The sequence below is a fragment of the Glutamicibacter sp. AGC84 genome, assembly GCF_053543575.1.
On sequence record NZ_JBLVOC010000027.1, the window covers coordinates 475,564 to 498,853 of the forward strand.

The window sequence follows — 23,290 nt, forward strand, 5'->3', positions numbered from 1 at the left end:
GGGCGGGCCGCGGCCCGCGGCGAATCCGTGCTGGATCCGCAGGTGACCTCGCGGATCCTGGCCCGGGCGCTGGCGCCGGAACCCGGCACCGCGAAGCTGCCCGATGGCTTGACAGGCAGGGAACGCGAGGTGCTCGACGGGTTGGCCGAAGGGCTGAGCAACCCGCAATTGGCGCAGCGGCTGGGCATCGGGCAGAGCACCGTGAAGACGCATGTCTCCCAGGTGCTGGCCAAGCTCGGGGTCTCGACCCGGCTGCAGGCGGCGAAGATCGCCTACGCGGCTACCAGCTCACCAGGCAGAACGGGTGGTCCTGCGGGTCCAGATAGACCCTGAAGGTCTTGGACCCTTCGCCGGTCGGGCGCGCACCGAGGTGCAGCACCTGTTCTTCGGCCAGGTCCAGGTCGGCGACTTTCACGTCGATATGCGCCTGCTGCGGGTGCACATGCCCGGGCCATTGCGGGGCCACGTACGGGCTGACCGCTTGGAAGGCGAGCGCAGGGTGATCCGGGGCATCGCCAATGGAAACCCAGTCGGGCTCGTTGTCGATGCGCACCATCCCGAGGAGCTGTTCATAGAATCCGGCCAGTGCATCGGGGTCCTCGCAGTCGATGACCATGGCCTGCCACGTGCCAATCATGTGGCCATTATGCGCGCACCAGGTGTTCGCGTCTACCAGGACTCAGCCATCGCGCAGGTGCAGTGGTCGATCAGCGCCTGGACGCGGGCCGGGATCTGGACCCCCTTGGGCGTGATCGCCACGACCGCGTTCGGGTAGTTGGGGGCCTTGAGCTCGCGGAAGGCCAGCGGGCGGCCCTCGATGGAGACCTCGGCATTGTTCGGGCGGCGCATGAGCAGCCCGTAGCCCAGGCCGCGGCCCACCATCGCGGAGACCAGGATCATCTGCGGGACCGAGGCGGCGATCCTGGGCTGCAGGCCCTGGGAGGCGAAGAGCTGCTGCTGGTGTTCGGTGCTCGGGTCGGACTCGTAGATGATCAGCGATTCGTCGACCAGGTCGGCCAATTCCAGCGGCCGGGCGAGGTTGGCCAGCCGGTGCTCGGGATGCAGCACGACCTGCATCTCGGTCTGGTAGATCCTCTGCTTGTCCATGTCCGCGGGCAGCTGCAGGTCGTAGACGAAAGCGACATCGATCTCGCCCTCTCGCAGGGCCGGCAGCAAGTCCTCGTGGGTGCCTACGCGCACATCGAGCTGCACCTCGGGGTGGTCGAACCCTTCCAGCGTGGCCGGAATCAGGTGCGGAGAGAGCGAAGCGAAGCAGCCGAAGCGCACCGGCCCGCGCAGCGCTCCTTCGGTTTGCGGGAATGTTGCACGCAATTCGCCGACATCGGAGAGGATCTTCCGGGCCATGGCGGCGAAGTGCTGACCCGAAGCGGTGAGCCGGATCCCGTGGGCCTTGCGGCGCAGGCACAAGGTCTCCCCGGCATGCTTCTCGATGGCGGTAATTGCCTGCGACAAGGCCGATTCCGAGATTCTCAATTCACTGGCCGCCGAACCGAGCGTGCTGTGTGCGGGAAGTTCAGCCATGATTTCCAGATGGCGCATCGAATACATAAGCCAACCTTCAGAAGTTTTGCAGATATTTGAAGTTTACCTTACTTGTGCTTGGTGCCACACTGGAGTGACCCAAAACTCAGGTGCCAGTGATTGACGCCTCGGTACCACTCGCAAGGGAAGCACTATGACACAACCCAAGGCCGCCAAGGCCAACCAGCGCCGCGTAGCTTTCGCGACGGTCATCGGAACCACCGTGGAGTGGTACGACTTCTTCATCTACGCCACCGCAGCGGGCCTGGTCTTCAGCCAGCTGTTCTTCGAACCAGCAGGCCAGGAGATCGCGCTGCTGATCTCCTTCGCCTCGGTCGGCCTGTCCTTCCTCTTCCGCCCGCTGGGCGCATTCCTGGCCGGGCACTTCGGCGACAAGATCGGCCGCCGTGCGATGCTGGTCCTGACCCTGGCGCTGATGGGTGCAGCCACCACGCTGATCGGCGTGCTGCCGACCTACGAGACCGCAGGCATCTGGGCGCCGATCATGCTGCTGCTGCTGCGCATCCTGCAGGGCATCTCCGCTGGCGGCGAATGGGGCGGCGCAGTGCTGATGGCCGTCGAGCACGCCTCCGACGGACACCGCGGCCGCGCAGGCTCCTACCCGCAGGTGGGCGTGCCGCTGGGCATGCTGCTGGCCTCGGGCACCATGGCGCTGATGACCGGGGTGATCTCCCCCGGCGATGCGTTCCTCGAATGGGGCTGGCGCGTTCCGTTCCTGGTGTCGATTATCCTGATCGCCGTCGGCTACTTCGTGCGCCGCTCGGTGGACGAGTCCCCGGTCTTCGAGGAAATCAGCGAGAACAAGGCTCAGACCGCTGTGCCGATCCTGGTGCTGTTCAAGAAGCACTGGCCACTGGTGCTCATTGCCGCGCTGGTCTTCGCCGGCAACAACGCCGCAGGCTACATGACCACCGGCGGCTTCTTCCAGGCCTACACCACCAACCCTGATGGCCCGGTCGGGCTGGAGCGCACCGACGTGCTGGTCGCCGTGGCCTTCGGCGCCGCCGTATGGCTGGTCATGACCCTGGTCGCTGGCCTGCTGGCCGACAAGATCGGGCGCAAGCGCACCTACCAGATCGGCTTCATTATTCTGGCAGCTTCGCTCTTCCCGGTCTTCGCACTGGTCAACTCCGGCTCGCTGGGCCTGCTCTACCTGGCCTTCGGCCTGTTCTCCATCGGACTGGGGCTGACCTACGGCCCGCAGGCGGCGCTCTACTCGGAGCTGTTCCCGGCCTCGGTACGCTTCTCCGGCGTCTCGATCTCCTACGCGATCGGCGCGATCGTCGGCGGCGCGTTCGCACCGACCATCGCCCAGGCGCTGGTGCAGGCGACCGGCGGCACCACCGCGGTGGCCATCTACCTGCTGATCGTCGTTGCAATCTCGTTCACCGCGGTCTCGCTGATCCGCGACCGGGCAGGAATCGACCTGTCCTTCCGCAACCAGGCGGAGCAGGAAGTGGGCGCGCTGGTCTTCGACAAGCGCCGCGCTGAAGCAGTGAAGTCCACCCAGGACGCCTAATCTCCATGCAAATGGCCCGTTCCTTTTGGAACGGGCCATTTTTAGTGCAGCGCTACAGCTAATTCATGCATGGCGGCCACCGCACGCGATGGTCGCAGCGCCTCGGGACTCACCAGACATACCCGGACCTTGCTGACCACCGGATGAATGCCGCGCACGGCCAGCTCTTTGCCCTCATAGGAGCGATCTCCCTGCGGACGCTGGATCAGGATCGCGTAACCCATATTGCGCGCAACCATCGAACGGGTGGCTTCAAAATCGGTAGTCCGGTACCGGATCCACGGGGTCAACCCGGCGGCCGCGAAGAGCATATTCGTATGCTCGCGGCTGGGTTGCACATCAAGAAGGATCATCGGCTCGGAAACCAGTTGTGCCAAAGCGATCTTGGGCTGCTGCGCCAACGGATGCGCTGGCGGCAGGACCACGACCGGTTCGGAGATCTGCAGCACGCGCTGATTGAGCCCATCGGGCATGCCGAAGTCATACACCACCGCCAAATCCAGCTCCCCGGCCTGCAATTTCCGGTGAATCTGCTCTTGGGTGCCGGCGAAGAAATCCACCTGCACCTGCGGGTAGCGCTTGAGGTACTCGTCGAGCAATTCAACTAGGACCGTCGGCGCCAGCGACTGGTAGCACCCAATGCGCACCCGTCCGCGCAGCACCGCCCCGGCCTCGGCGGCCATCGCGTCCAGGTCTTCGGCCAGCTGCAAGAGATTGCGCCCCTCTGTTAGCACATATTCACCGGATGCGGTCAGGCTCACGCCATGCGCTTTGCGACGGACGGTCAGTTGGGTATTGAATGCGCGGTCGAGCTCGTTAAGTGCACCGCTTACAGCCGAAGCCGACAGCATCAGTGCCTGCGCTGCGGCGGCGATGGAACCATATTGCCCCACGGCGCGCAGGCATTCGATTTGGCGCAACGTATATCTCATCATCACCTCACTAAAACCGCGGATACTCATCGATAATAACCACTTTACCCGAGGTTATGACACGCCTCACACTGAAGTGAGAAGCAACTCCGAGGAGAACGAATGAATACCGCAACCTGCCCCTTCAGCGGGGCCACTGCCACCCCAGCCCCTGCGGCTGCCCCAGCCAGCACCCCCGGCCACCCCGCCCCGGTCGCCGACTGGGTACGCATCGAAGACCTGCACCAGGACCCGTTCCCGATCTACCAGCGCCTACGGGAGGAGGCACCGGTGCACTGGGTTCCGGCGGTCAACCGCTACATGGTGACCTCCTACGCCGCCGCGCATGAGATCGAACAGGATGAGGCGCGTTTCTCCGCAAACGAGCGCAACTCGCTGATGAAACGCTCCATGGGCCACTCGATGCTGCGCAAGGACAACCCGGAACACCAGGTGGACCGCGATGCCTATGGAGCGACCCTGCGTCCGGGCACCATCAAGAAGCACTGGATGGGCATTTTCGAAGAAAACCACGCCACCTGGCTGGCAAACCTGCGGGAGGCGGGCCCCGGCGCCGACTTCGTCTGGGACTATGCGGCTCCCTACACCGCGGAGAACCTACGCCTGATTTGCGGATTCCACAATGCCACCCAGCAGGATATGCAGCGCTGGAGCCAAACCATGATCGATGGCACCGGCAACTATGCCGACGACCCGCAGATCTGGGCCAAGGCAGCGCAGTCCTCGGCCGAGGTGGACGCCGCCATCGACGAAATGATCCCGTACCTCGCCGCCAACCCTGACCACTCGCTGCTCTCCAACCTGGCCACCATGCCAATCCCGCTAGAAGCGATCCGCGCCAACCTGAAGATGACCATCGGCGGCGGGCTCAATGAACCACGCGACGTGCTGGCCAACACCGTCTGGGCGCTGCTGAACCACCCAGAGCAGCTGGCCGCGGTGCGCAAAGACCCGGCGCTTCACGCCAAGGCCTTCGAGGAGTCGGTGCGCTGGATCGCCCCGATCGGCATGTACCCGAGGGAGACGACCCAGGCGGTGGTGCTCGAGGGGATCGAATTGCCCGCCGGCGCCCGGCTTGGGGTGGTGCTCGGCGCAGCCAATCGCGACCCGCAGATATTCGAGGATCCCGAAAGCTTCAACATCTTCCGCGAGAAGAAGCCGCATTTGGCCTTTGGCGGCGGGGTCCACTTCTGCGCCGGCACCTGGATCGCCCGCGCCCAGGTGGCCCAGGTCGCTCTGCCCGCGGTGATCGACCAGCTGCCGCAGCTGCGTCTTGACCCCGAGCAGGCCAGCACCGATGCCGGCTGGGTTTTCCGCGGCATGACCAAAATGCCAGTACTTTTCTAAGAAGGAATTATGCCTACCATCATCTTTACCCAACCCGACGGCACTGCCACCGAGGTCGAGCTCGCCGAAAGCACCAACGTCATGCGTGCCGCGGTCACCCGGGGCGTCCCGGGGATAGTCGGCGAATGCGGCGGCCAAGCCATGTGCGCCACCTGCCACGTCTACGTCGACCCGGCCGATGCAGCCCAGCTGCCTGCAATAGCCGACGACGAGGAAGAAATGCTGGACTGCACCACCGCACCGCGCTCCGAATTCAGCCGGCTCGGTTGCCAGATCTCGGTGGGTGCCGGCCAAAGCCTGCACGTGAGCATTCCCAGCGATCAGGTGTGAGCATGGAGCGCATCATCATCATCGGCGCCGGCCACGCCGGAGTCCAGCTGGCCGACTCGCTGCGCGAGCAGCAGTTTGCCGGCGCGATCGACCTCATCGACGACGAAGGCACCTTGCCCTACCAGCGCCCGCCGTTGTCCAAGGACCTGGTCAGCTGCGATGCCGTACTCCCGCTACGCGCGCCCGAGTTTTACGTTCGGCAGGCGATCACGGTGCATTCGATGACCGCCGTCGCGGTAGATACCGCCGCGCGCACCGTGACCCTATCGAACGGGAAGCTGCTGGACTACACGAAATTGGTCTTCGCCACCGGTGCCCGGAACCGCGACCTGCCCTGCCCAGGCGCTGAATTGGACGCGGTGTACCCCTTGCGCACCCTTGCCGATGCCAAAGCCGTGCGGGAAAAGCTGAAGAACGCGCAGCGTGCGGTAGTCATCGGTGCCGGCTTCATCGGGATGGAGTTCGCGGCGGTGGCAGCCGCACAAGGCATCGGTATCAGCGTATTGTCTACCGGCCCCCGCCCGTTGAACCGGGCGTTAAGTTCCACCACCGCCGATTGGCTGGCGGCCGAGCATCGTGCCCACGGCGTCGACGTGCACAACGAAGAGGGCGTGGCGCGGATCGAGAACGTCGCCGGAGCACTCCAAGTCCACTCGACGCGGGGTCGAATACTCGATGCAGACTTGGTGCTTTATGGCATCGGGGTGCTTCCGAACACCGAGCTGGCGGCCGGCGCTGGCCTGCGCATCCAGGATGGCATCGTCGTGGATGCCACCTTGCAGACCAGCCACGCCGGGGTCTACGCTCTGGGCGACTGCGCCAACTACCCGTCCACAACGGGCAGGTGCCGACTGGAATCCGTGCAGAACGCCACCGACCAGGCCCGCACCTTAGCCCGCACACTCACCGATATACCCACCGAATACGGGCAGGTTCCCTGGTTTTGGAGCACGCAGAACAAGATCAAGGTCCAGATCGCCGGGCTCGGGGCACCGCAGGACACCCAGCTGGTGCTTGGAGAGCCGAGCACCGGGAAATTCTCCCTCGCCCTGTTGCGCGAGGGTCTGCTGGTCGCGGTCGAATCCGTCAACCGGCCCGCCGATCATCAGGCGGCACGCAAACTATTGGCCTCCGGCATGCCGATCACGGCAGAAATGCTCGAGCGCAACACGCTCAAGGAACTTCTCACCCTGGCTCCTGCCAGATAACCGCAAGGATCTGATTATGAGCTCCGCTCCTAGCACCAACCAACGCCGAGTGGCCATGGCCACGATCATCGGCACCACCATCGAATGGTATGACTTTTTCATCTACGCCACGGCCGCCGGGCTGGTCTTCGCGCACCTGTTCTTCGAACCTGCAGGCGAGCAGATCGGGCTGTTGCTAGCCTTCGCATCGGTGGGCATATCCTTCCTATTCCGCCCGCTTGGCGCATTTCTCGCCGGGCATTTCGGCGACAAGATTGGCCGGCGCGCCATGTTGGTGCTCACGCTCACCCTCATGGGGGCATCCACCACCTTGATCGGTTTACTGCCCAACTTTGAAACCGCTGGAATTCTGGCACCGATCCTGCTGCTAGTCCTTCGCATCCTGCAAGGCATCTCCGCCGGTGGCGAATGGGGCGGCGCCGTGCTGATGGCAGTGGAGCACGCCCCAGCTGACCGTCGAGCGCGCGCAGGTTCGTATCCGCAGCTGGGTGTGCCACTGGGCATGTTGCTCGCTTCGGCGGTCACCGCGCTGATGACCGGCGTCATCTCCCCCGGTGAAGCCTTCGTGGCTTGGGGCTGGCGCGTGCCGTTCCTGCTCTCGGTGGTACTCGTGGTTGTCGGCTTCTTCATCCGTCGTGCCGTGGATGAATCCCCGATTTTCCAGGAAATCGCAGACAAGAAGGCCCAAACCAAAGTGCCGGTACTGCTGCTGTTCAAGAAGCATTGGGCATTGGTGCTCATCGCGGCGCTGATCTTCGCGGGAAACAACGCCGCTGGATATATGACTACCGGCGGATTCCTACAGGCCTACATGACGAATCCTGAAGGACCGGTTGGGTTCAGCCGCACCGAGGTACTGTTGGCGGTCTCCTTCGGTGCCGTCATGTGGTTCCTCTTCACCCTGCTCTCGGGGATCATGGCCGATAAGATCGGTCGCAAACGCACGTACCAGATTGGCTTCACCAGCCAGCTGCTGTGCATCTTCCCGTTGTTCTGGATGGTGAACTCCGCCAGCCTACCGATGCTGTACCTTGGCTTTGCGTTGTTCGCAGTAGGTTTGGGTCTGTCCTACGGTCCGCAGGCGGCGCTGTACTCCGAGCTGTTCCCAGCCTCGGTGCGATTCTCCGGAGTCTCGATCTCCTACGCGCTCGGTGCAATTCTTGGCGGTGCTTTCGCCCCGATGATTGCCACCGCGCTGGTGCAGGCCACCGGGTCAACGGACGCCGTAGCGCTCTATCTGATCGGCATCACGGCGGTTTCGCTGATTGCCGTCAGCCTGGTGCGGGATCGAGCCGGGATTAACCTGTCCATCACCAATCAGGCCGAGCAGGAAGTCGGGGCATTGGTCTTCGACCGACGCGTTCCTCTCGAGGATAGGCAGCCGGTCGCCTAGACCCCTTGCGCAATCGCCAGCACATAGGCCAAGGGCCGGTTCCGCATGGAACCGGCCCTTGGGAGCTTTCGCGTTATCGGGCGTTGCGCTCGGCGGCCTCGACCACGTTGTTCAGCAGCATCGCGCGGGTCATCGGACCCACGCCGCCCGGGTTCGGCGAGATCCACGACGCGACCTCGGCGGCAGCCGGATCAACGTCGCCGGTGACCTTGCCATCCACGCGGGAAACGCCCACGTCCAGCACGATCGCGCCTTCCTTGATGGCGTCGGCCTTGATGATGTGCGGCACGCCAGCGGCGGCGATGATGACATCGGCCTGGGCGAGTAGTTCAGGAAGATTGGTGGTGCCGGTGTGGGCAAGGGTGACGGTCGCGTTCACGTCGCGGCGGGTCAGCAGCAGGCCGACCGGGCGGCCGATGGTCACGCCGCGTCCCAGGACCAGCACGTGCTTGCCGTTCAGGTCGATATCGTGGCGGGCCAGCAGTTCCACGCAGCCCAGCGGGGTGCATGGCAGCGGGGAGGCCATCGGGCGGTTGACGTTGGCGACCAGGCGGCCCAGGTTCATCGGGTGCAGGCCGTCGGCATCCTTGGCCGGATCCATGGCTTCGAGGATCACGTCCGTATCGATGTGCTTGGGCAGCGGCAGCTGCACGATGTAGCCGGTGCAGTCCGGGTTCTCGTTCAGCTCGCGCACCTTGGCCAGCAGCTCGTCCTGGGTGGTTTCCTCGGGCAGGTCCACGCGGATCGACTCGATGCCCACTTCGGCGCAGTCCTTGTGCTTGCCACCGACATACCAGGCCGAGCCCGGGTCGTTGCCAACCAGGATGGTGCCCAGTCCGGTGGTGTGCCCGGCAGCCTTGAGCTTGGCAACGCGTTCGGCCAGTTCCTGCTTGATGGCGGCCGCGGTGGCCTTGCCGTCGAGAATGCGTGCGCTCACGCTGTTCCTTCCGTAGGTGCCCTGTTCCCAAGGCGGGTGGTGTGCAAACCCAGGCGCGCGGCTCGCACGATTAGCTCCCTGGTGGTTACCCACCTAACGCCAGTCACGCGTTCCAGTGTAGCGAAAATGGCTTCGGGAATGACTTTGAAGTGCGCAGGGTTACCTTAAGCGTGTACTCGACAATCGTGATCGGCGCAGGGCAAGCCGGGCTTGCCGCCGCATACCATCTGGCCAAGCGCGGCATCGACTTCCTGGTGCTCGACGCGAACCCTGCACCCGGCGGGGCCTGGCAGCACCGCTGGGATACCCTCACGCTGGGCGACGCGCATCACATCCACCCCTTGCCCGATTTCCCGCTCGAGGTGCAGGATTCCACCCGACCGGCCTCGCAGGTGGTGTCCGAATACTATGCGGAATACGAACAGCGCTTCGCGTTGCCGGTACGCCACGGCGCACCGGCGACCTCGGTGCAGCAAGACGGCGAGCACTTCGTGGTGCACGCCGATGCGGATTACCGGGCGCGCACCATCATCAACGCCACCGGCACCTGGTCCAATCCGTTCTGGCCGGTCTACCCCGGGCATTTCGATGGTCCGCAGGTGCACACGAATGGCTTCGTCTCCCCGCAGCAATTCGCTGGGCAGCGCGTTTTGGTGGTCGGGGCCGGCGCCAGTGCCACCCAGTTCATCGTGCAGTTGCGCGCTGCCGGCGTGGATACCCTGTGGTCCACGCGCAGCGCACCGGACTGGCGCGATGTTCCCACCGGTGCCGAATGGGGCCAGGAAGTGGAGCGCCAGGTCAACGAGCGCACCAGTGCGGGGCTGCCGCCGAAGTCGGTGGTGGGCACCACCGGGTTGCTGCTCACCGAGAAGATGCGTGCCGGGATCGCCTCCGGGGCGCTGGTTTCGCGGGGGAAGATCGACCGGTTGGAATCCGACGCCGTCGTCTTCTCCGACGGGTCACGCGAAAAGATCGATGCGATCCTGTGGGCAACCGGCTTCCGGCATGCCCACCGGCATTTGCGCGATCTGAAACTGCACACGGCTCAAGGCGGCATCCTGATGGAGGATGGGGTGGCCGCCGTGGCGGTGCCCGGGCTGTTCTTCGTCGGCTATGGCGCGTCGGCCTCGACTTTGGGCGCTACCCGGGCAGGGAGGAAGGCGGCGCTGGCAGCCAGCAAGTTCCTGTCCGCGGTTGCGGTATAGCGTGCCCAGTTACTTCTTGCTCACCTTGGTTAGCACGGTGGTGTAGCCGGGTTTCGAGGCCGTCACCCACACGCCCAAGGTCTTCCGGGCATCGGCTTTGACGACCTTGTAGTTCGGCTTGGTGGCCTTGGGGATGATCTTTCCGGAGCGCGTCCATTGGTAGGAGATCTTCACGTTTTTAGTGTTGTAGCTGCCTGCCGTGGCTTTCAAGGTCTTGCCGGTGGATTTCTTGCCGGTGATCACCGGCTTCTTCAGGACCTTGAGCTTGGCGGCTGCGATCTTCCCGGTCGCAGTGCTGGTCACGGTCTTGGTAGTGTAGTTGGCCTTGGCATAGGTCACCGAGACTGAGATCCGTTGGTTCAGATCTGCGGGTTTGAGCGCGTAGGTCTTTGCCGTGGCACCTTTGATCTTCTGGCCGCTGCGCAGCCACTGGTACTTAGTGGACTGGGCGGAGGGAGCCGGTGTGGCGGCCTTGGCGGTGAGTTTGGAACCGACTTTTGAGGTTCCAGAGACCTTTGGCTTGGCAACCGTGATCGTACCCTTGACGACCTTGACTGCCGAGCTGGCCGGCAGCCATACCGATTCTCCGTCCGCCGCGTGCAGAGTTGCCCGCACGGCGATCTTGCGGTTGGCATAGGACTGAGGTGGGGTATAGGTTTTCGCGGTAGCCCGCGGAATCTCGAAACCGTCGACTAGCCACTGATAATGGCGTGTGAACTCCGGGAAGTATGCGGCGTCGAGGGAAGCGGTGAGCTTCTGTCCCACGATCTTGCTGCCGCTGATCGTCGGCTTGGCGATCGAGGCGACTGTCGCGGCAATCGGCGCTCCGTACTTCATCGTCCCCTGCGCCGAGGGGACCCATACTTCGCCGTTTTGACGAACTGCTTTCGTCTCATAGTTCAGCGCGATGACTTTCTTGGAGTCTTCGCGCACCAGCTGGTAGCTCTCTCCCACGGCACCGGGAATCGGTGCCCCGTTGCGGGTCCACTGCAGGGCCGTGTATGGGTAATTGGTTGTCGGTGCCAGCAGGGCATCTCCCACGACCGCCGCGTCATGGCCCGCCAGCGACGGGTTCCTGTTCAGTGAAATTCGGCCGAGCTGGGCAGTATCGCGCACGCCAATGTGCCAGCTGGCTGCGTAGCTGACAGACTTCAGATTCTCCTGTCCCGGGATCACCGCCTCGAAGTCGGTGAGTTCAGCCGCCACACCCGCGAATCCAGCTTTGTTCGCGGTGAATCCGGTGGGGCTGATCTGGCCTAGGATTCGTTCGCGGGTGTATTCCCACGGCTTGAGCACACTGCCATCCACCGTGATCACCGGTTCAATTTCCGTGCTGGCACCGATCTTCAGTTCGATGAGCGGCTTGGTGTAGCTAGCCAGATCCAGTACTTCGAGATCAGACAGATCCTTGGCCCAGCGATAATCCGTCGAACTCGTGCCGAGCACTTCAAGTTCCTTCAGGTCAGACAACTGTCCCAGCCCAGCCAGCTGCACCTGCTGCCCCTTGGGGAATGTCAATGACAGTGACTCCAGCACTGGCAGCTTGGCTAGTTCCGCGATGATTTCCTGTGGAGCCTTATTGATCCGCACCGATTGCAACTGGGGGTTGGCGGCCAGGACTTCCAGCCCACCGAGCGCCTGCTCCTTCTGGGTGTCGACGCCGATCCACTGGATATCGCGCGTCATCGGCAGTTCCTGCAACGATGCCACGTTCTTGCAGGACAAACCCACGACGACACTAGCGGTCTCATCCATGTACTCGAAGCAGTCTGCAGGGCTGATAGCACCGTGGGCTGGGGGCACGAGCCCGGCGAATACCAAGGCGGTGGCGCCTATAACCGAAGTAAAACGATGCAGCAGCCTCATGTGTTTCCCCAAGCGTGAAAATGCCAAATTTATAGACATCATGTCATAGCGCGGCCAGGTATTGATCATTAGTTCGCACGGTGTTTTTTGAAGACGCATAAAGCACCTCGGCTGAGTGCGGAAACCTGCTGATGATCCAGTAGCTTCGACGCCTAACTGTGTAACTCCACCGAGACGAATGTGCATGCAGCGCGCCAGCCGGTTAATCTCAATGCATGAACAATTTCATCGTCACCCTATCTTGCATCGACCGTCCCGGCATCGTCCATGCCATTTCCGGGGGTCTACTGGGTGCCGGTTGCAATATCACCGAGTCCCAGCAGTTCCTCTCGCCCGAAACCGGCACCTTCTTCATGCGCATCGAGGTAGCCACCGAGCAGTCCCTGGAACAGATCCGCGCGGGGCTCGCGCCCATCCGCGACGATTTCCACATGTCCCTCCGTGTGGACGATGGCGCCAAGCGCACCCGCACCATGATCATGTGTTCCAAGGCCGGGCATGCGCTCAACGACCTGCTGTTCGCCCAGCGTGCTGGCACCTTGCCCATCGATGTGCCGGTGATCGTCTCCAACCACCTGGATCTCAAGCCGATGGCCGACTTCTACGGGGTGGACTTCGTGCACCTGCCGGTGACCAAGGAGAACAAGTCGCAGGCCGAGGCTGAGCTGCTCAAGCTCGCCGAAGATTACAACATCGAGCTGGTGGTGCTTGCCCGCTACATGCAGATCCTTTCGGATTCGCTCTGCGAGCGCATGGAAGGCCGGGTCATCAACATCCACCACTCCTTCCTGCCCTCATTCAAGGGCGCCAAGCCGTACCACCAGGCCTACGCCCGAGGCGTGAAGCTGATCGGTGCCACCGCGCACTACGTCACCGCGGACCTCGACGAAGGTCCGATCATCGACCAGGAAGTCACCCACGTCTCGCACACTCGCACCGCCGAGCAGCTCGTTGAGCTGGGCCGCAGCGTGGAAGGCCGGACGCTGACCCGCGCCGTGCAGTGGCATGCCGAGCACCGGGTGATGCTCGACGGCCAGCGCACCATCGTGTTCTCGTAACTCGCACCGTGCCCCCGCGACAATTAGAGTGGGTGGCATGAGCCACATGATTACTATTGACGGGTCGACCCCACAGGTCGGCGAGAACGTTTTTGTCGCACCCACCGCAGTGTTGAGCGGGGACGTGGCCTTGGCCGATCGTTCCAGCGCTTTCTACGGGGTATCGGTGCGCGGGGACTCTGCACCGATTCGCGTGGGTGAAGGCACCAACTTGCAGGACAACGTCGTGCTTCACGCCGATGAAGGTTTTCCTTGCACCCTTGGTGCGGGCATCTCAGTGGGCCACTCGGCTGTGGTGCACGGCGCCACCGTAGGTGACGGCTGCCTTGTGGGCATGAGCGCGACCATCATGAATGGCGCGGTGATTGGCGAGCAGTCGCTGGTTGCTGCAGGTGCACTGGTGTTGGAAGGCACCCAGGTTCCGCCGCGTTCACTGGTTGCCGGAGTTCCTGCCAAGGTCCGCCGCGAACTGAGCGATGAAGAAGTCGCCGGGTTGAAGACCAACGCTGATCACTATCTCGTGCTGGCAGCCAAGCATCTGGAAGCCAACGCCTAGAGTTTGCAAGCTCCTGGAAGCACACGCTTCCAGGAGCTTTTGCTTTAAGCATTGTGCGCGCTGCTCATGGCTCGGCAAGTTCTACTTCCATCAATCCCGCACGCCACCTCACTGTGGTCTCCTCCGCCAACGCTTCGGCGTCCAAGGCTTCGGTCGGCGTCATGAAATAGGTGTTGATCCGCAATTTCTGTTCCGGATCCAACTCCGGCGGCAACAGCACCATCGGCCGGCTCCCAGGGATCTTCACCGCCTGGAACAACCCGCAATGCCTGGCCGTATGGTGAATCAAGCAATTCAACACCGCAGACTTGATATCAGTGCGCCCGCCCTTCTCCCACGGATCCAGATGATCCGCCTCGCACCTCTGCGCCGGCATGCTGCACCCGGGATACGAACAACCTCGATAGGCTGCCCGCAGGGCCCGGACTTGGGCCTTGGTGAATAGCCGCTGCGTTCGTCCGAGATCCAAGGGCAGGCTCTTGCCGTTCAGCACCACCGGGAGAATCCCGGCATTGCACAGTGCGGTCCTGGTTTCCCCCGGGGATAGCAGAATCCCCGAGGAAGTCACAGCGAAATCCTCGGTTCGATGCTGCAATTTATCCCAATCCAAGATGACGCTCACCTGCGCGCTGGCAAGTCCTGATTGCTGTTCCGGCGGGCCTCCGCTGGGTTTCCGTTCGCTCATCAGCAAAGCCATGAAACCAACGAGCCGTCTTCGCTCGGGTTTCAGGTCTTCCCATTCAGCGTTGGCCGGCTTCGCTTCGGCGGAAGCAGCTTCTGGCTGGAGCTCATCATTTCCGCAGTGGAGATTCTCGTCTTCCGAGTCGAGATCTCCAATGTCCTCCGTAGCGTCGCCACCCGGTCCGTCTTTTGCCCAGTCGGGTTTGCTTTCTTCATCGTCCCAGCCGCTGGTTTCCTCACCGGTGAACTGGGCATCGACGTCTTTCAAGCCCTCGCGGTTGCCGGCAACGGTGGAAGGATTATCCAGATTGGCGAAGTAGGCCTCGATGTATGCGGCATGCGATGGGAGAACACGAATGATGTATTCAACCAGCCCTTTGCGCATACCGCGCTTGAAGATTCCGATTCCGTCGAGCAGAGCCTTGAGCGGGCGCTGGCCCGCTTTGATCTGCGAGACCATGTCGTTGATGTGCTTGCGCGCTGACTTGGGCTCTGAACGCAGGAAGGCTGCGGATTCTGCCTGGAGCTGCTGCTTCTTCGCCTCTGCGGCTTTGCCTTCGCCCAGATCCTTGCGGAGCGAATGCAGCTTCATTGCCGCCGAGGCCACCAGCCGCGGATCAATGCTCGGGTCGTCGAACTGCGTAGCAAGCTCCGGCAGCCACGGATCAGTCGGTTGTCCTGCCTCGTCCGTGCCGCCAAGCAGGCAGTCGGCCTGCACCAGGCGGGCGGCGGCGGTGCTGCGCGGGATATCCAGCCAGCCGGTCATCAGTCCTTTGGCATCCTTGAAATGCGTACGCGCTGTCGTGGTACGTCCTTCGGCGGCTTCGATTTGCTCGACGGTGGGGTGGGCCCCGAGATCGGAGATGGCCTGGAAGGATTCCTGGTCGAGCTTGTGGGCGCCGGTACGCCGCAGGGCAGCTGCCGCGTGGACCTGGGTCCGGGCGAGAGATTGGGACGTGTCTTCAGCGAGCATCGAAAAATAGGCGGCCTGGCCGGCGGTGAGGCCGCCTTGGGCCAGGACATGGGTCGCTGAAGCGGCCAACGCGTTGGCGTCGGCCAGGTCCTTCAGCGCTTGCGCGATTTCTCTGCTCATGGGTACACCATGCCCCGCAGAAATGGATCTGCAGGGCATGCGTGTACGGGCTGTGGACAAGTCTAGTTGCCGGCTTCAACCGGCAGCCAGAGCTCGCAGGTCGCGGTGCTGAAGTCCGGGGCCCGATCGAGCACGGCGACAATGGACGGCCCCACGCGCAAGCGCCACGGATTGGACGGGAACCACGCGGTAGCGGTGGCGGCGTAGAGGTCCTGCAACGCTGACGGGTAGGGTCCCGAAGCGCTGAAGACCGCCCACTGGCCAGCAGGAATCTGGATCGCGTCCAGGCCCTTCGGCACCTGGATGCCACCGGGTACGGCGACACCGTGCAGGTAGGTCAGCTCGGTGCCTTCGCGGTAGTCAGGGTCTACCTGGTCGCTGACCTGCAGCAAACCGGCAGGTTGCGCGGAAGACAGCTCCTTGAGCCGAGCGTGCTCGGCTATCGGGATGGAGGCGATGTGGGCCTGGATGTGCGGGTTGGCACCGTTGTGAATCAGCGGTACCTGCGTGCCGTATCCAATGAGCTGGAATTCTTCTCGATCAACTATTCGTGCATCCATGGGACGATTCCCTTCGACGGTCAGGCTGAACCTGATGATTGGTTGGCTTCGAAGGGGGCCACCATTCTCGCGGACATCGGCCACGGACGCGCCATGCAACGCTCGGAAGGCCCGGCCGAATGCTTCGGCCGAACCATAGCCGTAACGGATCGCGATGCTCAGCAGGTCCTGACCGGCAAGCAGATCCGCGGCGGCCTGGGTCATGCGGCGCCGGCGGATGTACTCGGAGACCGGCATGCCGGACAGCGAGGAGAACATCCGCCGCGCATGGTATTCGGTGCTGCCTTCGGTGCGCAGCAGGTCAGCGAGGTTGATCTCGGCGCGTAGCTGAGCCTCGATTTGCTCGATGAGCCGATTGAGAATTCCGATCATGATTCCACCCTTCCCCAACTACTATTCTTCAGGGTAGGGGCACGCCGCCCGATAATCGCGGTTCGATGCGATCAGGCGTTTTCCAGAGTCTTTTCACATACCCGGGCGACGACCGGTTTGGACGCTGCGCGGGCCGCGGCCAGGCCGCGTTCCAGGTCGGCCATCAGGTCGTCGGCCTCCTCGATGCCCACCGAGAGGCGGACCAGGTTGGCCGGGATTTCCAGCGGGGTGCCGATCAGCGAAGCATGGGTCATTTCGCGCGGATAGCAGACCAGGGATTCCACCCCGCCCAGGGACACCGAGAGCTGGAAGTACTCCATGGATTGGGCGAAGGCGCGGGCAGCTGCTTCATCGGAGAGCTGCAACGAGAGGATCCCGCCAAAGCCGCGGCCGGCCGCGGACTGGGACTTGGCCAGCTCGTGGCCCGGATGGCGTTCCAGCCCCGGGTAGTAGACTTCGGTGACCTCGGGCTGGTCATCGAGCCAGCGGGCCAGGGTGGAGGCGGTAGCCCCGTGGCGTTCCATGCGCAGGCCCAGGGTCTTCAGCCCGCGGGCGGCCAGGTAGGAATCCTGCGGACCGGAGACCGCTCCCCCGGCAAACTGCTGGTAGCCCACGGCTTCGGCCAGGCTCTGCCCGCGGTGCAGGTGATCGGCCACGATGACAGCGCCACCGAGCACGTCGGAGTGCCCGCCGATGTACTTGGTGGTGGAATGGACCACCGCGTGGGCGCCGAAATCCAGCGGCCGCTGCAGGTACGGGGTGGCGAAGGTGTTGTCCACCACCAGCAGGGCGCCGTGTTCGCGGGCGATGGCCGCCCAGCCGGCCAGGTCGGCGATGCCCAGCAGCGGATTGGACGGGGTTTCCACCCAGAGCAGCGCGGTGTTCGGGCGCATCGCAGCGCGCACCGCATCCAGGTTGGTGATGTCCACCGCCGAAGAGCTGATCCCCCATTTGCCGTGCAGCTTGGAGATCAGCCGGTTGGTGCCGCCGTAGCCGTCGGCGCCCAGCACGATGTGATCGCCAGGCGCCAGCACCGCGCGCAGCAGCGCGTCTTCGGCCGCGATGCCCGAAGCGAAGGAGAAGCCGGCGGCGCCGCCTTCCAGTGCGGTGAGCTGGGATTCGAACCCGTTGCGGGTCGGGTTGGAGCCGCGCGAGTATTCGTGCCCGGCACGCAGCACGTTGATGCCGTCCTGGATGAAGGTGCTGGTCTGGTAGATCGGAGGGATCACCGCACCGGTGTGTGGATCCTTGTGCTGGCCGGCGTGTACTGCGAGGGTGTTGAAGCCGCTCATGCGAAACTCACTTCCTTGGTGCCGGCGGTGGCCGAGGCCAATGCAAGATCCAGCGATTGGGTGATATCTGCGAGCAGGTCGGCGGGGTCTTCCAGCCCGACCGAAAGGCGCAGGGTGGAGGTGTTCAGGCCCGCGGCGGCCAGCTGCTGCTCCGAGAGCCGGCAGTGCGTCATGGTGGCCGGGTGGGAGACCATGGTGCGGGTGTCCCCCACATTCGCGGCCAGGGAAATCAGCTTGAGCCCATCGATTACCGGGGACACCAGCGATGGGTGGGCCAGCTCGATGGCCAGCACGCAGCCGGTGCCCTTGGGCGTGAGCGTCCGGGCCAGCTCGTGGCTGGGGTGGCCGGGCAGGGACGGGTGGTGGATGGCCGCGATGCCCGGGTGGGAAGCCAGAGTGCCGATCAGCGTGGTGACGCTGCGCTGCACGTGGGCGGCACGAACCGGCAGGGTCTCGATTCCGGCCAGGATGCCCTGGGCGCTGGCCGGGGCGAGGGTCGGGCCCAGGTCGTGCAGGAACTTGGAACGCACCAGCATCGCGTAGGCGGCCGGTCCGTGGCGCTCAAGCAGCGAGGTGTTATTCAGCCGCACCCGCGGGGCGGCGATCTGCGGCCAGCGGGCGGCATCGGAGAAGTCGAATTTCCCCGAGTCCACCACGACCCCGCCGAGCACCGAGCCGTGCCCGCCCAGGCCCTTGGTAGCCGAGTGCACCACGATGTCCGCACCCAAATCCAGCGGCCGAATATTCAGCGGGGTGGCCAGGGTGTTATCGACCACCACCGGGATGTTGTGCTCGTGGGCGATGGCCGCGATGGCGGGCAGATCGGCCACGGTGCACAGCGGGTTGGAGACCGACTCCAGGAAGAACGCCCGGGTGTCCGACTCAATGGCAGCGGCCCAGGCGGACGGATCGGCCTGGTCGACAAAGCTGATGCGGATGCCGAAGTCCGCGAAGGTGTCGGTGAACAAATCCACGGTGCCGCCATAGAGCGAGGAAGAGGCCACAATGTGCTTGGGACCCTGGGTCAGGGCCAGCAGGGACAGGGCCACGGCGGCCTGCCCGGTGGCGGTGGCCACCGCGTGGGCCCCGCCTTCCAAGGCGGCTACGCGCTGCTCGAGAATCGAAACGGTCGGATTGCCGGTGCGCGAGTAGGTGAAGCCGGCCTGGCGCAGCGCGAACTTCTCGACCGCTTCGGCATGCGATGCGAATTGGTACGCTGCGGAATTGTGCAGCGGCGGCAGCATCGGGCGGAAGTCTCCGCTCGGGCGGTACCCTGCGTGCACCGCGTCGGTTTCCTGGCTCATGGCTCCTCCTCGTTTCTCTGCGAGGGAGTGCACCGATTGGCATCGTGCGGCGGCACGAAGCACAGTACGCAAAAACGCGTTCGGAACTGCTCCATCGTTCCTGGCATTAGCACCTTTCGGTTTCCCGATGGTTGCTGCGACGTCAACGAGCCAGATCTCTTAGTCGCTCTTGATGGTTTGTTGTTCCTCCATGGTTGGCCATGGGCGTTCGGCGGTGCAAGCGCTATCGGACGGCCGGCTTCATACAAGGCCTCCTTGCTTCATATGTCGTGCGCTTGTCATGATGACGCGGGGGCCTGAACCCTTTTATGACGCGCAGAATTGAGAAAAACCGCATGGTTTCGCGGTTTTTCCTGGAGTTTGTGACGAAGTGCCGTTGCTCGATGACCGGGCGTTACGCTGCTGGCGGCTCAGTCGAGCACTTCTACCCCGAAGCTGGCGACCACGGTGCGCACTTCTTGCAGATAGCGCTGGGCCTGGTCGGTGAGCGGGATGGCGGCGTGGTCAATCCAGCCGATTTCGATGCGCTCCTCGATGGCCAGCGGGATGGCCACGATGGAGGGATCCAGCTCGTCGCTGATGATGCCGGTGGAGATCGTGTACCCGCCCAAGCCGATCATGAGGTTGAAGATGGTGGCGCGGTCCGAGACCTGGATTTCGCGTTGGCTAGAGCGCGTGGAGAGCACCTCTTCGGCGAAGTAGAAGGAATTATTCGCGCCCTGGTCGAAGGTCAGCCGTGGCAGGTCTTCGAGGTCTTCGAGCGTGACCTGGGTCCGGGTGGACAGCGGGTTGCTGCGCGAGATGAAGATATGCGGATCGGCCAGAAACAGCGGGTGGAAGACCAGCCGGGATTCGCGCAGCAGCTTGTCAATGACCTTCCGGTTGAAGTCGTTGCGGTACAGGATCCCGATGTCGCTGCGCAGCGTGCGCACGTCCTCGATGATCTGTTCGGTGCGGGTCTCGCGCAGCGAAAACTGGTACTCCTCGGCCCCGCTGGCCTGCACCATCCGAACAAAAGCATCCACCGAAAATGAGTAATGCTGGGTGGAGACGCCCAGCAGCCGCCGGGCCGAGGGTCGGCCGAGATATCGATGTTCAAGAAGCTCCACCTGCTCGAGCACCTGCCGGGCGTAGCCGAGGAATTCTGCGCCTTCGGCGGTGAGTGTCACTCCCCTGGCCGAGCGCATCAGCAAGGTGCGCCCCACCCGTGATTCAAGTTCCTTCATCGCTGAGGACATGCTGGGCTGCGCGACGTAAATGAGGTCGGCGGCAGCCGAGATCGACCCCTCCGAGGCGACCGCCACGAAATAGCGAAGTTGCTGCAGCGTCAATCCATTTGTTCCCTGTACCATAGCCAGAGTCTATATGAATCCATAGTTATATCGAGTTACCCGATATCAAGAATCTCCCTGCATGATTGACGCATCGACTTCCCCTCGGCCTGCCCAGGCCTCCCAAATACAGATTGGCCATCATGGCAGACGCATTAAATTTCAGCATTAGCACCACCAGATTTGACGAGAATTACTCCCCTTCGACAAATTCGCGCATCACGACAAACTTCGCTAATTTGGCACGCGGAGAGCGCCGCGAAGAGAACTTGCGCAATGCCCTGACGATGATTAACCGCCGGTTCAATTCCTTGGCTTACTGGGACAATCCCCAGGGCGACCGCTATTCTCTTGAATTGGAAATCATTTCCGCAAATGTGCATTTTTCTGCCGATAATACCGACCAGAAATTTCCTCTTTTAGAAGTGCTTGAAACCACGATCGTGGATAAACTCACCGGCACTCGGTCCCAGGGCATGGTCGGCAATAATTTTTCTTCTTATGTCCGAGATTACGACTTCAGCGTGGTGCTTCCAGCTTCGTGTAGTGACAGCGGAGCTCCGGTGCTTCCAGAAGATTTCGGTGATCTCCACGGACAGCTCTTCCAGCATTTTTTGAACTCACAGGCCTACCGTGAGCGTTTTGCCCAGCTACCGGTGGTCTGCATCAGCGTCTCGACTTCCAAGACCTATTTCCGCACCGGCAACAGCCATCCAGTGCTCGGTTTGGAATACCAACAGGATGAGAATTCATTGACCGACGCCTACTTCGGAAAAATGGGCTTGAGCGTGCGCTACTTCATGCCACCAGGTGCCGTGGCACCGCTGGCGTTCTACTTCCGTGGCGACCTGCTCAACGACTACACCAATCTGCAGCTGATCAGCCTGATCAGCACCATGGAGACATTCCAGAAGATCTACCGCCCGGAGATCTATAACGCCAATTCGGCAGCGCCTGCTGTGTACCACCCGAGCCTGGGCGCCGAGGATTTCTCCCCTACCCGCGTTTTTTATGACCGCGAAGAACGAACCCAGCTAGGCAAGATCCAAGGGAAGTTCACCGAAGAGCATTTCATTATTCCGAATCGCGAGCTGCTCGATCAGTGGTCTTCCTCCTACCCGACTCCTGTCGCCTGATATTCCGAAAGATTCTTTTATGACTTCCCCGCATATCCCCACGTCAATTGTCGGCAGCCTGCCCAAGCCTTCCTGGCTTGCCGAGCCTGAAAAGCTTTGGTCCCCTTGGAAGCTTGAGGACGCGCAATTGCGCGAGGGCCAACAGGACGCCATGCGCGCAGCGGTCCTCGAGCAGGCCCAGCGCGGCATCGACATCATTTCCGATGGCGAGCAGTCCCGCCAGCACTTCGTCACCACCTTCATCGAGCACCTGAGCGGTGTCGACTTCGAGAAGCGCGAGACCGTGCGCATCCGCAACCGCTACGACGCCAGCGTCCCCACCGTCGTCGGTGCCGTAGAGCGCGAAAAGCCGGTCTTCGTTCAGGACGCAAAGTTCCTGCGCTCCTGTACCGACAAGCAGATCAAGTGGACCCTGCCTGGCCCGATGACCATGGTCGACACCTTGTACGATGCGCACTACCGCAGCCGCGAGAAGCTGGCCTGGGAATTCGCGACCATCCTGAACCAGGAAGCCCGCGAGCTGGAAGCCGCCGGGGTGGATGTCATCCAGTTCGACGAGCCTGCCTTCAACGTCTTTTTTGATGAGGTGGCCGACTGGGGCATCGCTGCTTTGGAGCGCGCCTGCGAGGGACTCAAAGCCGAAACCGTGGTCCACATCTGCTTTGGCTACGGCATCAAGGCGAACAATGACTGGAAAGCCACTCTGGGCGCACAGTGGCGCCACTACGAGAAGTCTTTCCCGTTGTTGCAGGCTTCTTCCATCGATACCGTTTCACTCGAATCCCACCACTCGAATGTCCCGCTTGAGGTCGTCGAAATGGTGCGCGGCAAGCGAGTGATGCTTGGAGCCATCGACGTGGCCAATGACACTGTGGAAACTCCCGAGGAAGTGGCGCAGACCCTGCGCAACGCGCTCGAATTTGTCGATGCCGACAAGCTGATTGCCAGCACCAACTGCGGCATGGCCCCGTTCCGCCGCGATGTGGCCCTGGCCAAGCTCAGCGCGCTCAGCGCAGGGGCTGGCATCCTGCGCGAGGAGCTTGTTGGTGCCCGCGTCTGAAGTGACAGAATCGGCGACACCATCGTTGCCCGCGGAAGACTTCAAAGCGATCTTCCGGGGGCACCCCGGTGGCGTCAGCCTGATAACCGCCAATGCCGGCGACGGACCGGTTGCCCTCACGGCAACGTCCGTGGCTTCGATCAGCGTTGATCCGCCATTGCTCGTCTTCTCGATTTCTGCGCTGTCCTCGGCGGCCGAAGTGCTCACCCGCGCAACATCTCTTGACGTTCACAGCCTTGATGCGCATGACATCGAGGTGGCTAAATTGGGGGCAACCAGTGGGATCGACCGCTTCGCACAGAAGCAAACGTGGTCAAGGCTGAGCACCGGGGAACCGGTATTCGATGGCGTCCGTGCCTGGGTACGTTGCGCGGTCATCGAACGGGTTCAGGCAGGAACTTCCACAGTTTTCGTCGCGCGCGCTCTTGAGTCGCACATTGAACGAGATAGCGAACCCGGCCAACCCAGCAACGGACTGGTTTACCACAACCGCACCTGGCACCGTTTGGATGAAAACTCCCAAATAAAGAATTGAAGCTGTTCGGCC

The 23,290-nt window shown here is 62.9% G+C and carries 22 protein-coding genes and 1 riboswitch; of the genes, 12 read left to right on the forward strand and 10 right to left on the reverse strand.

Annotated features, from left to right (window positions below; all coding sequences use genetic code 11):
• Positions 1 to 333, forward strand: a 333-nt coding sequence (locus ACNPN0_RS18600; RefSeq protein ID WP_448937552.1) for a helix-turn-helix domain-containing protein, incomplete at its 5' end; no start/stop codon positions are given.
• Here ACNPN0_RS18600 and ACNPN0_RS18605 read toward each other — a convergent pair.
• Complete coding sequence (locus tag ACNPN0_RS18605; protein ID WP_448937551.1) at positions 281 to 637, reverse strand: VOC family protein; 357 nt, start codon at positions 635 to 637, stop codon at positions 281 to 283. The two genes, ACNPN0_RS18600 and ACNPN0_RS18605, sit on opposite strands and share 53 nt — an antisense overlap.
• Positions 638 to 669: 32 nt before the next feature.
• A complete protein-coding gene (locus ACNPN0_RS18610) occupies positions 670 to 1,569 on the reverse strand; it encodes a LysR family transcriptional regulator (protein WP_105657412.1) in 900 nt (299 codons plus the stop codon).
• Positions 1,570 to 1,696: 127 nt separating this feature from the next.
• On the opposite strand from ACNPN0_RS18610, the gene ACNPN0_RS18615 reads away from it, so the two are divergent.
• Positions 1,697 to 3,082 carry an MFS transporter gene (locus ACNPN0_RS18615; protein ID WP_332731617.1) on the forward strand — a complete coding sequence of 462 codons (1,386 nt, stop codon included), beginning with the start codon at positions 1,697 to 1,699 and terminating at the stop codon, positions 3,080 to 3,082.
• 41 nt (positions 3,083 to 3,123) lie between these two features.
• Here ACNPN0_RS18615 and ACNPN0_RS18620 read toward each other — a convergent pair whose 3' ends face one another.
• Positions 3,124 to 4,017 (reverse strand): LysR substrate-binding domain-containing protein, encoded by an 894-nt coding sequence (locus tag ACNPN0_RS18620; RefSeq protein WP_448937550.1) that lies wholly within the window; start codon positions 4,015 to 4,017, stop codon positions 3,124 to 3,126.
• Positions 4,018 to 4,116: 99 nt separating this feature from the next.
• Here ACNPN0_RS18620 and ACNPN0_RS18625 point away from each other — a divergent pair, with 99 nt between their 5' ends.
• Genes ACNPN0_RS18625 through ACNPN0_RS18640 form a run of 4 tightly spaced genes read left to right on the forward strand, consistent with a single transcriptional unit; the run spans position 4,117 to position 8,292 of the window.
• Positions 4,117 to 5,361, forward strand: a complete 1,245-nt coding sequence (locus tag ACNPN0_RS18625; protein WP_402735664.1) for a cytochrome P450 — start codon at positions 4,117 to 4,119, stop codon at positions 5,359 to 5,361.
• A 9-nt stretch (positions 5,362 to 5,370) separates the two neighbouring features.
• A complete protein-coding gene (locus ACNPN0_RS18630) occupies positions 5,371 to 5,691 on the forward strand; it encodes a 2Fe-2S iron-sulfur cluster-binding protein (protein WP_402735665.1) in 321 nt (106 codons plus the stop codon).
• 2 nt (positions 5,692 to 5,693) lie between these two features.
• Complete coding sequence (locus tag ACNPN0_RS18635; protein WP_402735666.1) at positions 5,694 to 6,899, forward strand: NAD(P)/FAD-dependent oxidoreductase; 1,206 nt, start codon at positions 5,694 to 5,696, stop codon at positions 6,897 to 6,899.
• 16 nt (positions 6,900 to 6,915) lie between these two features.
• A complete protein-coding gene (locus ACNPN0_RS18640; protein ID WP_402735667.1) occupies positions 6,916 to 8,292 on the forward strand; it encodes an MFS transporter in 1,377 nt (458 codons plus the stop codon).
• Positions 8,293 to 8,365: 73 nt separating this feature from the next.
• Here ACNPN0_RS18640 and ACNPN0_RS18645 read toward each other — a convergent pair whose 3' ends face one another.
• Positions 8,366 to 9,229 carry a bifunctional methylenetetrahydrofolate dehydrogenase/methenyltetrahydrofolate cyclohydrolase gene (locus ACNPN0_RS18645; protein WP_402735668.1) on the reverse strand — a complete coding sequence of 288 codons (864 nt, stop codon included), beginning with the start codon at positions 9,227 to 9,229 and terminating at the stop codon, positions 8,366 to 8,368.
• A gap of 170 nt (positions 9,230 to 9,399) precedes the next feature.
• Here ACNPN0_RS18645 and ACNPN0_RS18650 point away from each other — a divergent pair, with 170 nt between their 5' ends.
• A complete protein-coding gene (locus tag ACNPN0_RS18650) occupies positions 9,400 to 10,434 on the forward strand; it encodes a flavin-containing monooxygenase (RefSeq protein WP_448937548.1) in 1,035 nt (344 codons plus the stop codon).
• 9 nt (positions 10,435 to 10,443) lie between these two features.
• Here the strand turns inward: ACNPN0_RS18650 and ACNPN0_RS18655 are convergent, their stop codons facing one another.
• The gene (locus ACNPN0_RS18655; protein WP_448937547.1) at positions 10,444 to 12,189 is read right to left on the reverse strand and encodes a hypothetical protein; all 1,746 of its coding nucleotides are present in this window, start codon (positions 12,187 to 12,189) and stop codon (positions 10,444 to 10,446) included.
• A gap of 326 nt (positions 12,190 to 12,515) precedes the next feature.
• On the opposite strand from ACNPN0_RS18655, the gene purU reads away from it, so the two are divergent.
• Both purU and ACNPN0_RS18665 read left to right on the forward strand, forming a co-directional pair.
• Positions 12,516 to 13,358, forward strand: coding sequence for a formyltetrahydrofolate deformylase (gene purU, locus ACNPN0_RS18660; RefSeq protein WP_400342512.1), 843 nt, complete (start codon positions 12,516 to 12,518; stop codon positions 13,356 to 13,358).
• Positions 13,359 to 13,395: 37 nt separating this feature from the next.
• Complete coding sequence (locus ACNPN0_RS18665; protein WP_400291308.1) at positions 13,396 to 13,914, forward strand: gamma carbonic anhydrase family protein; 519 nt, start codon at positions 13,396 to 13,398, stop codon at positions 13,912 to 13,914.
• 64 nt (positions 13,915 to 13,978) lie between these two features.
• Here ACNPN0_RS18665 and ACNPN0_RS18670 read toward each other — a convergent pair whose 3' ends face one another.
• The 5 genes from ACNPN0_RS18670 to ACNPN0_RS18690 form a co-directional block, all read right to left on the reverse strand.
• A complete protein-coding gene (locus ACNPN0_RS18670) occupies positions 13,979 to 15,688 on the reverse strand; it encodes a DUF222 domain-containing protein (protein ID WP_448937546.1) in 1,710 nt (569 codons plus the stop codon).
• Between the two features lie 62 nt (positions 15,689 to 15,750).
• Positions 15,751 to 16,620, reverse strand: coding sequence for an AraC family transcriptional regulator (locus ACNPN0_RS18675; RefSeq protein ID WP_448937545.1), 870 nt, complete (start codon positions 16,618 to 16,620; stop codon positions 15,751 to 15,753).
• Positions 16,621 to 16,691: 71 nt separating this feature from the next.
• Complete coding sequence (locus ACNPN0_RS18680; protein ID WP_448937544.1) at positions 16,692 to 17,912, reverse strand: cystathionine gamma-synthase; 1,221 nt, start codon at positions 17,910 to 17,912, stop codon at positions 16,692 to 16,694.
• On the reverse strand, positions 17,909 to 19,216 hold the full coding sequence (locus ACNPN0_RS18685) for an O-acetylhomoserine aminocarboxypropyltransferase/cysteine synthase family protein (RefSeq protein ID WP_448937543.1): 1,308 nt from the start codon (positions 19,214 to 19,216) through the stop codon (positions 17,909 to 17,911). Before ACNPN0_RS18685 ends, ACNPN0_RS18680 begins: the two co-directional genes overlap by 4 nt.
• An 88-nt stretch (positions 19,217 to 19,304) precedes the next feature.
• A riboswitch (SAM riboswitch) is annotated at positions 19,305 to 19,395 on the reverse strand.
• Between the two features lie 231 nt (positions 19,396 to 19,626).
• Entirely contained in the window at positions 19,627 to 20,568 is a 942-nt protein-coding gene (locus ACNPN0_RS18690; protein ID WP_448937542.1) for a LysR family transcriptional regulator, read from the reverse strand.
• A gap of 122 nt (positions 20,569 to 20,690) precedes the next feature.
• Between ACNPN0_RS18690 and ACNPN0_RS18695 the strand changes: the two genes are divergently transcribed.
• From ACNPN0_RS18695 to ACNPN0_RS18705, 3 genes are read left to right on the forward strand one after another with little or no spacing between them, the layout of a single operon-like run.
• The gene (locus ACNPN0_RS18695) at positions 20,691 to 21,683 is read left to right on the forward strand and encodes a DUF1852 domain-containing protein (RefSeq protein ID WP_448937541.1); all 993 of its coding nucleotides are present in this window, start codon (positions 20,691 to 20,693) and stop codon (positions 21,681 to 21,683) included.
• A 19-nt stretch (positions 21,684 to 21,702) separates the two neighbouring features.
• The gene (locus tag ACNPN0_RS18700) at positions 21,703 to 22,743 is read left to right on the forward strand and encodes a methionine synthase (protein WP_448937540.1); all 1,041 of its coding nucleotides are present in this window, start codon (positions 21,703 to 21,705) and stop codon (positions 22,741 to 22,743) included.
• On the forward strand, positions 22,724 to 23,278 hold the full coding sequence (locus ACNPN0_RS18705) for a flavin reductase family protein (protein ID WP_448938967.1): 555 nt from the start codon (positions 22,724 to 22,726) through the stop codon (positions 23,276 to 23,278). Before ACNPN0_RS18700 ends, ACNPN0_RS18705 begins: the two co-directional genes overlap by 20 nt.
• Positions 23,279 to 23,290: the final 12 nt, after the last annotated feature.